A 10,813-nucleotide genomic window follows, 5' to 3' on the forward strand; every position below is an offset into this window, starting at 1 on the left:
GTGGCGGTGCCGTGCGCGTTGACGTACTGGACGTCGCCCGCCGAGGCGCCGGCGTCCTCGAGCGCGGTGCGGACCGCGCTCTGCACGCCCAGACCGTCGGGGTGCGGCGAGGTCATGTGGTGGGCGTCGGCGGTGGCGCCGTAGCCGGCGATCCGGGCCCGGATCCGGGCCCCTCTGGCGCGGGCGTCGGCGGCCCGTTCCAGGATCACCACGCCGGCGCCCTCTCCGGCCACGAAGCCGTCCCGGTCCAGGTCGAACGGCCGGGAGGCCGTCGCGGGATCGTCCTCGCGGCGGGAGAGGGCGCCCATCTGGGCGAACCCGGCCATGACCAGTGGGGTGATCATGGCCTCGCTGCCCCCGGCCACGACGATGTCGCAGCGGTCCAGCAGGAGCAGGTCACGGGCAGTGCCGATGGCGGTGGCACCGGAGGCGCAGGCGGTGGCGACCACCAGGTTGGGGCCCTTGGCGCCGAACTCGATGGCGGTCTGGCCGGCCAGCATGTTGGGCAGCTGCATCGGCAGCAGCAGCGGGGAGACCCGGGCGGGCGACTCCTCGACCAGCACCCGGTGCTGGGTCTCCACCGTGCCGGGCCCGCCGTCGGCGCAGCCCAGGATGACGCCGACGCGGGCGCCGTCCCAGGTCTGCGGGTCGAGCCCGGCATCGGCGATCGCCTCCCGGGCCGCGACCAGCGCGAACTGGGTGAAGCGGTCCAGCCGGTGGGCCCGGCGGCCGCCGAGCAGCTGCCCGGGATCCCAGTCGGGCACCCGGCAGGAGATCCGCACCGGGTTCCCCTCCAGGGCGGGGTCGAGCGCTGCGGTCGGGCGGCCGGCCCGGACCGCCGCCCAGGAGGCGGCGGTCCCGATGCCGGCCGGGGTGACCAGGCCGAGCCCGGTCACGGCGACGTCGATGCCGGCCATCAGACCCGTGCGCTCCGCTCTTCGATCAGGCGCGCCATGTCACCGATGGTCTCGGCGTCGAGCAGCTCGTCGTCGCTGATCTCGACCCCGAGCTCCTTCTCCAGGACGAGCGAGAGTTCGACGACGGCGAGCGAGTCGAGTTCGACGTCCTCCTTGGTGGCCTCCGGGGTGACCTGCTCCGGGGACACCTTGAGCTTGCTGACCAGGATTTCCTTGAGCGTCTCGAACATCGGACAGTCCTTTCGGGGGTGTGGCGTCAGTGCCCGAGGTCGGGCCAGGTGATGGTGGTGGCGCCCCAGGCCAGCCCGCCGCCGAAGGCGGTGAGCAGCACCCGGTGGCCGGGCCGCAGTTCGCCGCGTTCGGCGGCCTGGGCGAGCAGCAGCGGGATGGACGCGGCGCCGGTGTTGCCGACCCGCTCGATGTTGGACAGCCGGCGTTCGGCCGGGATCTCCAGCCGGTCGGCGACCGCCTGGAGGATCCGGGCGTTGGCCTGGTGGGCGGCGAAGCGGTCGAGCTGGGAGAGGTCCCAGCCGGCCGAGCCGACGGCCTGTCTGGAGGCCTCGGTCATCCGTTCCACCGCGTGCCGGTAGGTGGCCCGGCCGGCCATCTGGAAGTACTCGTCGCCGGGCTTGGGTTCCTGCCGGGCCGAGCGGTGGCGGGAGCCGCCGCCGGGCACGGTGATCAGCTCGGCGTTGTCGCCGTCGCTGCCGAGCACGATCGGTCCGACCGCGCCGGGTTCGTCGGCGTTGCCGGCCCGCAGCACCACCGCGCCGGCCCCGTCGGCGAAGATCACCGCGGTGGTGCGGTCGCCGGGGTCGATGATGGTGGTGAAGGCGTCGGCGGCGATCAGCAGCACCCGCTCGGCCACCCCGGCGGCGATCAGGCCGGAGGCGGTGGCCAGGCCGTACAGGAAGCCGGTGCAGACCGCGGAGACGTCGAAGGCGGCCACCCCGCCGAGGCCGAGCCGGGCGGCGACCGCGGGTGCGGTGGCCGGGCACGGGTGGTCGGGGGTGGTGGTGGCCAGGACGACGGCGTCGACCTGGGAGTCGTCGGCCGACTTCAGGGCCCGTCGCCCGGCCTCCACCGCCAGGTCGGAGGTGGCGGTGCCCGGGGCGACCATGTGCCGGGTGGCGATCCCGGTCCGGGTGCGGATCCACTCGTCCGAGGTGTCCAGCCGGGTGACCAGGTCGCCGTTGGTGACCAGGTCGGGCGGGACGTAGCTGCCGACCCCCACGATGACCGCGGCGCGTCCCGGCGGCGGGCCCGCGGTCATACCGCGTCACCCCCGCCGCTGCTGAGCACCTCGACCGGCAGGCCCATGTACGCCATCCGGGACTCGGCCATCTCGTCGGTCCACCGCTCGGCCATGTCGTAGCGCTGTTCCGGGGTGGTGTCGAGCAGCCGCACGCCCGGCCAGACCTCGTAGTCGCCGATCAGGTCGGCGTGGTCGAACATGCCCTGCTGGAACAGCTCCTCGCGGTGGATCACGAACGGCTTGTCCGGGATCTCGTCCCAGAGCTTCACGCCGGCCCGCAGGATCTCCAGCAGCCGCGGCCGGTACTCGGGGTGGGCGGCAACGTGGTCGCGCAGGATGGTGCTGGCGACCGTCAGGTGGCGGATCTCGTCGATCGCGGTGCCGCGGGAGATCTCCCCGGTGGCCGGGGAGAGCGGGGTCCACTTGCGCTCGCTCAGTTCGGCGGCGGGGGCGAGCACGCCCTCGATCACGATCGCGAAGACCGCCACCCCGCCGATGAAGTCGCCCTGGTCGCGGACGATGTCCAGGGTGAAGTCCTCGACCGGCTGGAGGACCGTGCGCCGGTACTCCGACGCCATCGCGTCGATGTCCTTGAGCAGGGTGGCCTCGGGCAGGCCGAGTTCGACCAGGTGGTTGCGGAAGACCCGGGCGTGCCGGGCCTCGTCGAGCAGCTGGGTGGCGTAGAACTCCAGCTCCGGGATGCCCGGGGCGATGGCCACGTAGTACGACAGCAGCCGGGTGGCGATCTCCTCGGAGAGCCCGCGGAAGCCGAACTCCAGGGTCAGCGCCTCGCGCAGCGGGCCGGGGCGCTTGAGGAACTCGGGCACCAGGGCGCTCTTGTGGTGCCCGGTGACGCCGCGCTCGCGCAGCGTGCCCTGGGCGACCTCGGTGATCCAGTAGGCCAGGTTGCACTCGTCCGGGCCGAGGGTGAGCTCCTTGGCTCCGTCCAGCAGGCCGGGAGCCTCGTCCCAGTCCGCCTCGGGTGCCACTGAACCGGTCATGTCCGTACTCCTTGCTGGGTGGTGTGGCCGGACGGGGTCATTCGCCCGGGGCCGGCTGGAGGGCGCCGGCGAACAGGCCGCCGGCGAAGCTGAGCAGCGGTGCGCCCTCGCCGGTGGCGGCGTGCACCACCTGGCCGAGCAGCACCTCGTGGTCGCCGACCCGGACGCACTCGGTGACCCGGCAGGCGTAGTGCGCCAGCGCGCCGTCCAGCAGCGGGGCGTCCGCGTACGGGGCGGAGGTCCACGGCAGCCCGTCGAACTGCCGGGCGCCGTCCGGGCGGGAGCTGTCGGCGAACCAGCGGGCCACCGGGCCCTGGCCGCCGCCGAGCACGTTGACCGCGAACCGGCCCTCGGCGACGGCCAGTTCGGCGAGGACCGAACCGGACTTCAGGCAGGCGCCGAGGATCAGCGGGGTGAGCGAGACGGTGGTGACGGTGGAGACCGTCGTCCCGTGCAGCCGCCCCTGGTGGCTGACCGTCAGCACCGAGACCGGTGCCGCCAGGTGGCGCAGGGCGCGGCGGCGCAGCTGCGCCGCCGTGGGCGCGGTCCGTACCTCGGCGGCGGTGCTCACCGGGCCGCCGCCGTGGCCGGCTCCGGCGCGGTCTCGGCCCGCACCGCCGCGGCGCGGTGCGCCGGGAGGTGGCCGACCGGGACCGGGTCGAAGGTGTGCGCGATCGGCTTGGGGTGGGCCAGGCCGAGGTCGTCCAGCAGCTTCAGGTAGCCGCTCTGCCGCACCGGCTCGAACGGCAGTGCGAAGGACTTCATGAAGTTGCCGAACAGGCCGCGGTCGCCGAACAGGTGGAACGGGATCACCAGCAGCGCCCACTCCGGCTTGACCAGCCAGCACCAGAGCGCGGCGACCGCGCCCTGGGTGATCAGGCTGTGCATGACGTTGTACGCGATGTAGTAGCCCTTGGCGATCGGCTGCCCGCCGGACTTGCGGAAGGCGATGGCGCCCGGGATGTAGCCGATCAGGTCGATGTAGAGGAACAGCCCGATCGCCGGGAGCCAGCGGACGTCGCCGAGGTGGGCGATCAGCACGCCGGTGGTCACCGCGAAGGCGACCAGGTACTCGGCGCGGTGCAGCGAGAAGGTTCTCGGGGTCTCGAAGGGGTTTGCCTGGTCCATTGCTTCACTCCTGGAGCGACGTGCCGGTGAGAGGGACGGTCAGCGCGCGGCCGCGGCCGGGGTGGTGAGCTCGATGTCGCCGACGATCCGGGTGGCGGCGTACAGGCCGGTGACGGCCCAGGCCACGGTCTCCCGGATGACCCGCTCGGCGATCGGGTCGAGGATGCCCTCCAGGCTCGGGATGCCGAAGTCGAAGTCGGCCTCGAAGTGCACCTGGACGTCGTCGCCGTCCTGGCGCAGCCGCCAGGTGCCGGTGAAGCTGTCGAAGTCGCCGTCGGTCTGCTCGAAGCGGATCTCCAGCTGCTCGGGCAGGAAGGTGTCGGCCTCGGTCCAGCGCAGCAGGCCGCTGCGGAAGTGCAGCTCCCAGCTGGAGCTGCCGACCGGCTCGGGGAGGGTGGAGTGCACGGTGGTGGCCCGCACGTGCGGGGCCAGCTCCGGGTAGCGCTCCCAGCGCAGGACGGCCGCGTAGACGTCCTCGGCGCGCTCGGAGCTCACCACGGCGTCGAGTTCGACGTGTCGCATGGTTCAGTTACCGCCTTCCGGCATCTTGGCCGAGCCCGAGATCAGGTCGAGGGTGGCCTTGTGGAACGCGTCGAGCAGGTACTCGACGTCGCTGTCGCTGAGGATCGCCGGCGGCGTGAAGCGCACCACCGAGCTGCCGTTCATCGAGTGGTTGGCGACCACCCCGTGGTTGAAGAGCTCGATCAGCAGCTCGCCGGCCAGCCCGGCCTCGACCAGCTCGACGCCGATCAGCAGGCCCTGGCCGCGGACGTCCACCACCAGCTCGGGGATGTTGCGGTGGGCGATCTCGGCGATCCGCGGCAGCAGCCGGGCGCCGAGCTCCTGCGAGCGGGTGACCAGCCGCTCCTCCTGGATCGCCTGCACGGCGCCCTGGACGGCCGCCATCAGCAGCGGCTGGCCGGAGAAGGTGGCGGTGTGCACGTACGGGTCCTTGTCGAACGGCTTGAACGCCTGCCGGGTGGCGATGGCCGCCGAGACCGGCACCACGCCGCCGCCGAGCGCCTTGCCGGCCAGCAGGACGTCCGGCTGCACGCCCTCGACGTCCGCGCCCCACCACTCGCCGAGCCGGCCGAAGCCGGTCTGCACCTCGTCCAGGATCAGGAAGCCGTCGAACTCGCGGACCAGCTCCTCGACCCGCTTGAGGTAGCCCTTCGGCGGGATGATCACGCCGCCCTCGCCCTGCACCGGCTCGATGATCACGCAGACCTCGCCCGGGTGGGCGGCCAGCTCGGCGCGGAGCACGTCCTCGTCGCCGTACGGCAGGTGGGTGACGTCCGGGATCAGCGGGCGGAACGGCGCCTGGTAGACCTCCTTGGCGGTGGCCGACAGCGCGCCCAGGGTCTTGCCGTGGTAGCCGCCCTTGAACGAGACGGTGCGCTTGCGGCCGTTGGCGCGGGCCAGCTTGAGGCCGGTCTCGACCGCCTCGGCGCCGGAGAGCGCGAAGTGCACCCGGTCCAGGCCCTGCGGGGTGATCGAGGTGAGCGCCTCGGCGGCACGGGCGACGGTGGGCTCCAGCAGGATCCGGGTCGCCACCGGGTGGGTGTTCAGCTGGCGGGTGACGGCGTCGATCACCAGCGGGTGGCGGGCGCCCATGATGAACACGCCGTAGCCGCCGGCGTTCAGGAAGCGCTCGCCGTCGCTGGTGGTGAGCCAGGCTCCGGAGGACTCGACCTCCATGTGGCTGCCGAACAGCTCGGCGAGCGTCGCCCGGCCCTTGCTGAGGTGGGCGCGGTAGAGATCGAGGATCTCGCCCTCGGTGTCCACCCGGCCCGCGCCGATCGGGGCCTCTTGGATCGCGGTCACGTGGGAAACTCCTTGGTTCGATGCCGGGCGGTGCCGGACGGGCGGTCAGGACAGGTCGAGCGGTTCGCCGTTGAAGTACGCCAGCAGGGCCTCGGCCGCGCTCGCCCGGGACGGCGGGTGGAAGGCCAGCGGGCGGACCGCGACGGCCTGCTTGGCGTGGTCGGCGGAGCGGATGAAGTCGAGCCCGCCGAGCAGCTCCAGGGCCTGGTCGGCGGCGCGGTTCAGCGCCTCCTGGGCGGCGAACCGGGCGACCAGCACCTGGGCGACCGCCTCCTCGCCGCCGACGCCGTCGCGGACCGCGCGGGCGGTGCCCTCCAGCAGGCCGGCCGCCGCCTCGATCCGGATCGCGGCGTCGGTGCGGTCGCCCACGCTGCCGCGGCCGCGCTGCAGCACGTGCTCGACCAGGCCGGAGGCGGCGCCCAGGTAGCCGGCCGAGATCAGCAGCTCGAACCAGACGAAGCCGGCGTTCTGCAGGTCCTCGATCCGGTGCGGGTCCTCCTCCGAGGTGCGCACCACCAGGTCCTCGGGCACGAACACGTCGGCCAGCTGGATCTCGTCGCTCTCCGCCGCGGCCAGCACGTCGTTGCCCCAGAACGGGTGCACGGTCAGGCCCGGGGAGGCGGCCGGGATCAGCGCGAGCGCCAGCTCCGGCTCGCCGCCGGCGCCCGGGACCGCGATCGAGGCGGTCAGCAGGTCCATCGAACCGGCCAGGCTGCACGGCTTCTTGGAGCCGTTGAGCCGGTAGCCGCCCTTGACCGCGACGGCGGTGACGGCCGGGGTGAGGATGTTCTGCTGGGTGCGGCCCTCGGCCCAGCCGGAGGCCATCAGCCGCTGCTCGGGGACCACGCTGTGCAGCAGCGAGAGCTGGGCCTCGGTGAGCCGGCCGGTGTCGTCGTCGGCCAGCGCGTACAGCATCGCGGCGGTGAAGTGGTGCATGGTCACCGCGGCCGCCAGCGAGGGCGACAGCGCGCCGAGCGCCCGCTGCACCCGCACCGCGTCCAGCGGGTCGGCCCCGTGGCCGCCGTACGCGACGGGGACCAGCAGGGCGACGCCGTCGTGCGCCCGGAACAGGTCGATCACCGGGCTGCCGGCGGCCTCCCGCTCGGCGTACGGGATCTCGGCGAGGGCCTTCACCAGCCCGGGGTGGTACCGCTCGCTGGTCTCGCGGGCGGTGTCGAGGGAGCGCATGGCAGGTCAACCTCCAGCGGGGGACGGACAGGGGGGCGGCCCCGGCGGGGGCCTCGGCGGCCGGCGCCCCGGACGGGTGCCCGGGGCGGCCGGCGGTCAGGCGTCGAAGGCGCCGAAGACGGCCTCGATCGGGCTGACGTCGCGGGCGACGCTGACGCCCTGGATGTGCGAGGTCTTGAGCATCGGGTAGTTGGCCTCGCCGTAGACGCCGCCGGTCAGGCCGGTGCCGCCGTGGCTGGGCAGGTACGGCAGGAAGCCGATGTGCGAGTCGTTGATCTTCAGCAGGCCGCCGTTGGTGACCCGCTGCACGAAGGCGTTGATCACCCGGGCGGACTTGGCCCACAGCGAGTTGCGCAGGCCGTACTCGTTGGTGTTCACGAAGTCGATGAAGCTGTCCAGCAGCTGGTCGTTGGGGGCCGCGTCGGGCACCACGATCGGCAGCAGCGGGAAGAAGGTCTCGTGCCGGACCACGTCGTGCTCGCGCGCACCGGCCAGGCCGTTCACCCGGACCACGGTGGGCTGCAGGAACACACCGGTCTCGGACGGCGTGCCGTCCACCTCGGTGCGCCGGCCGCCGGTGACCAGCTCGGAGCCGAGGTCGAGGGTCTGCTTCAGCAGGCCGAAGAACTTCTCGCTGCGCCGCACCGGCGAGAGCAGCACGTCCTCGTCCTCCGGGTAGCCCGGCTTGACGGTGGCGACCTGCTTCTTGACCTCCTCGATCAGCTCGTCGGCGATCGCCGGGTGCGCCAGCACGTAGTTGGGCACCATGCAGATCTGGCCGGAGCCGTAGAAGGACTCCCGGATCGCCTCGGCCGCGTACTTGAGGTCCGCGCCCTCCCAGATGATGATGCCGTCGTTGCCGGCCAGCTCCAGGATCGGCTTCTTGCCGTGGGCCACGCACTGCTCCTGGAAGCGCAGGCCCTCCTGGCTGCCGCCGATGTAGAAGATGTCGTTGACCAGCGGGCTCTCCACCCAGCGGTCCAGGGTCTGCTTGGGGTTGCTGCAGACCGCGTTGAGCACCCCGGGCGGGGCGCCGACCTCGTCCAGCAGCGGCGCCACCACGTCGCGCAGCACCCACATGGTGGACAGCGCGATGGAGCGCGGCGCCCGGACGATCACGGCGTTGCCCGCCATCAGGGCGAGCACGGCGAGCGCGGCGCTGGGCGCCGGGGCGTTCTGCGGCGGGTTGAACGCGACCACGCCGTCCGGCTGGCGGCGGACGATCAGGCGGCGGCCGTTGTGGTCGAACTCGGTGTGCATCCGCTGCCGGTACCAGTCGATGCTCTCCTCGCTGTACACCTGCAGCAGGCAGCTGAGCTCCCAGCGGGCCAGCTTCACCGGGTGCGCCTCGGAGACCAGCATGTCGACGAACTCGTCCTGGCGGCGCAGCAGTTCCTCGCGGAACAGGGTGCCGAGGCGCAGCCGCCGCTCGAGCGGCACGGCCGCCCAGCCGGGGGCGGCGGCCGCGGCGGCCTCGGTCGCCAGGTCGATGGCGGCGTCGCCGGCGATGGCGCAGCGGCCGACCACGTACGGGTGCTGGGCGGCGTCGGAGTCCGGGTCCTGTTCGAGCGCGCGCTTCAGGCTGACGCTGGTGAACACGTCCTCCAGCAGCGAGCGGGCGCTGACCGTGTAGACCCAGCCGTCACCCTCCACGTCCTTTCCGGCGATGTACAGCTGGTAGCTGCTCAGCGGCTTTTCCCGACCGCCGGAATTACCGGGAAGAATCCCCGACGCCGTTTCGTCAAGAAGCATGATCAGGCCCTTCCGAAGGCACGGTTCCATGTCCGAATCGACTTGATGGTGACAAGCGGGTCTGACCCGCGCCTGACACGGAACTGATGCCGCCGGCCGGCGCCCGGCCGCCCCGGAACGCCGGAAGCCCGGCCGCCTTGGGAACGCGGCCGGGCTTGGCGGAACAGGCGGAGAGGGCAGGATTCGAACCTGCGCAGGCGGGCGTGACCACCCGGCCGGGGCCTGGGCCCCGGCCCCCGATCAACCACTCCGGGCACCTCTCCGTGTTTTCGGCCCGGTTTCCCGCGCCGTTCACGGGAACGAGATTGCCAGCCGTTCCTGATGCCCGGCTGACGTATCACTGACATCGCATCACCAGGTTTATCCAGCCCTTCCTCCCGCCATTTCCGAGTGCTGTACTTGTTTTACCGCCACCGTCCCCGAAGGGAAATCACATGTCACCGTCCGCCGCGACCGCGACCGAGACCGGGAGCCAGGTCCTGTCGGCCGTCTCCACCCACACCCGGTCCGAGAACCCGAGCTCCTTCCTGGCGCTCAACTCCGGCAACAGCGTCTTCACCACCCCGGGCGCCGACGGCGTCGCCGTCTACCGGCGCACCGGCCGGCACCTGGTCCAGTTCGGCGGCCCGTTCGCCTCCGAGGAGACCTACGACCTGCTGCTCGACGGCCTGGTGGATCACGCCCGCAGCGAGGACCTGCGGCTGGTCGCCGTCCAGCTGCAGCGCTCGGACGCCGAGCGCTACGCCGCGCACGGCTTCACCGTCAACCAGCTCGGCGCCTCCTGGGCGGTCCACCTGCCGGACTTCAGCCTGCGCGGCACCCGCTTCATGCAGCTGCGCAACAAGATCTCGCGGGCGTTCCGCAACGGGCTGCAGGTCGAGGAGGTGCCGGCCGAGCAGTGGCAGGACGGCATCGCGGAGATCGACGGCGCCTGGCTCGGCTCGAAGGGCGACCACGCCCGGCAGCTGGAGTTCCTGGTCGGCCAGATCGGCGGCCCGGCCCAGGCGCACCGGCGGCTGTTCGTCGGCACCATCGACGGCGCCCCGGTCGGCTACATCTCCTACTCCCCGGTCTACGGCAGCCGGGCCGGCTGGATGCACGACCTCAGCCGCCGCATCCCGGGCGGCTCCCCCGGTCTGATGGAGGCGATCAACTCCACCGCCATCGACGTGTTCCGCACCGAGGGCGTGGACTGGCTGCACTTCGGCTTCACGCCGTTCACCGGCCTCGGCCAGGAGAACGAACTGCCCGGCTACAGCCCGTCGTTCCAGTGGCTGATGCACTTCCTGTGGGCCGAGGGCGAGGCGATCTACCCGGCGCAGACCCAGCTCGCCTACAAGGACAAGTGGGCGCCGGACGTGCTGCTGCCCGAGTACGTGGCCTTCCACGGCCCGGCCTCGCTGGCCTCCTTCGCGCACATCTTCCGCGCCTGCAACGCCTTCTGACCATCCGGACCGACCCCGAGCGCCCGCACCGCCGGGCCGAGCATCCGAGGAGAGCACTCATGACCCAGCAGGATCCCTCCACCGACCAGCTGAAGCAGTCGGTCGTGGAGTCGTTCATGGCCATCATCGGCGCACCGGACGACCTGGACACCGCGCGGGCCGCGGACGACGTGGTGAGCGCCCTGGACGCCCGCCTGATCACCGAGGCGGCCGAGGCGGCCTGCGCCTGACCCGCACCACCCGGTCGCACCGCCCGACGGCGCGGTGCCGCGGCCCCCGTCCGGGCCCGCGGCGCCGCGCCGC

General features: G+C 72.6%; 12 protein-coding genes and 1 tRNA gene. 2 read left to right on the forward strand and 11 right to left on the reverse strand.

Annotation, left to right across the window (positions count from 1 at the left end):
• The 11 genes from AA75_RS41510 to AA75_RS48755 all read right to left on the reverse strand — a co-directional run.
• The coding region (locus AA75_RS41510; RefSeq protein WP_033825703.1) for a beta-ketoacyl synthase at positions 1-917 on the reverse strand (917 nt) is incomplete at its 3' end.
• A complete protein-coding gene (locus tag AA75_RS41515) occupies positions 917-1,147 on the reverse strand; it encodes an acyl carrier protein (protein WP_033825704.1) in 231 nt (76 codons plus the stop codon). The genes AA75_RS41515 and AA75_RS41510, both read right to left, overlap by 1 nt.
• A 26-nt stretch (positions 1,148-1,173) precedes the next feature.
• Positions 1,174-2,190: a beta-ketoacyl-ACP synthase III gene (locus AA75_RS41520; protein WP_033825705.1), complete on the reverse strand. Its 1,017-nt coding sequence runs from the start codon at positions 2,188-2,190 to the stop codon at positions 1,174-1,176.
• Positions 2,187-3,173 carry a VlmB-like protein gene (locus tag AA75_RS41525; protein ID WP_033825706.1) on the reverse strand — a complete coding sequence of 329 codons (987 nt, stop codon included), beginning with the start codon at positions 3,171-3,173 and terminating at the stop codon, positions 2,187-2,189. The genes AA75_RS41520 and AA75_RS41525 overlap by 4 nt, the downstream gene beginning before the upstream one ends.
• A gap of 37 nt (positions 3,174-3,210) precedes the next feature.
• A complete protein-coding gene (locus AA75_RS41530; RefSeq protein WP_033825707.1) occupies positions 3,211-3,744 on the reverse strand; it encodes a flavin reductase family protein in 534 nt (177 codons plus the stop codon).
• On the reverse strand, positions 3,741-4,301 hold the full coding sequence (locus AA75_RS41535; protein ID WP_033825708.1) for a hypothetical protein: 561 nt from the start codon (positions 4,299-4,301) through the stop codon (positions 3,741-3,743). Before AA75_RS41535 ends, AA75_RS41530 begins: the two co-directional genes overlap by 4 nt.
• A gap of 39 nt (positions 4,302-4,340) precedes the next feature.
• The gene (locus AA75_RS41540; RefSeq protein ID WP_033825709.1) at positions 4,341-4,823 is read right to left on the reverse strand and encodes a type II toxin-antitoxin system RatA family toxin; all 483 of its coding nucleotides are present in this window, start codon (positions 4,821-4,823) and stop codon (positions 4,341-4,343) included.
• 3 nt (positions 4,824-4,826) lie between these two features.
• Positions 4,827-6,125, reverse strand: coding sequence for an aspartate aminotransferase family protein (locus AA75_RS41545; RefSeq protein ID WP_033825710.1), 1,299 nt, complete (start codon positions 6,123-6,125; stop codon positions 4,827-4,829).
• 45 nt (positions 6,126-6,170) lie between these two features.
• A complete protein-coding gene (locus tag AA75_RS41550; protein WP_033825711.1) occupies positions 6,171-7,313 on the reverse strand; it encodes an acyl-CoA dehydrogenase family protein in 1,143 nt (380 codons plus the stop codon).
• A gap of 96 nt (positions 7,314-7,409) precedes the next feature.
• Positions 7,410-9,065: an aldehyde dehydrogenase gene (locus AA75_RS41555; protein WP_082527224.1), complete on the reverse strand. Its 1,656-nt coding sequence runs from the start codon at positions 9,063-9,065 to the stop codon at positions 7,410-7,412.
• Positions 9,066-9,233: 168 nt separating this feature from the next.
• Positions 9,234-9,328: transfer RNA gene (locus tag AA75_RS48755), tRNA-Leu, on the reverse strand.
• A 171-nt stretch (positions 9,329-9,499) separates the two neighbouring features.
• Here AA75_RS48755 and AA75_RS41560 point away from each other — a divergent pair.
• The gene (locus tag AA75_RS41560; protein WP_033825712.1) at positions 9,500-10,510 is read left to right on the forward strand and encodes a DUF2156 domain-containing protein; all 1,011 of its coding nucleotides are present in this window, start codon (positions 9,500-9,502) and stop codon (positions 10,508-10,510) included.
• A 59-nt stretch (positions 10,511-10,569) separates the two neighbouring features.
• A complete protein-coding gene (locus tag AA75_RS51300) occupies positions 10,570-10,740 on the forward strand; it encodes a hypothetical protein (protein WP_199520550.1) in 171 nt (56 codons plus the stop codon).
• Positions 10,741-10,813: the final 73 nt, after the last annotated feature.

Origin of the sequence: Kitasatospora sp. MBT63, from assembly GCF_000710465.2 — a bacterium.
GTDB lineage: Bacteria > Actinomycetota > Actinomycetes > Streptomycetales > Streptomycetaceae > Kitasatospora.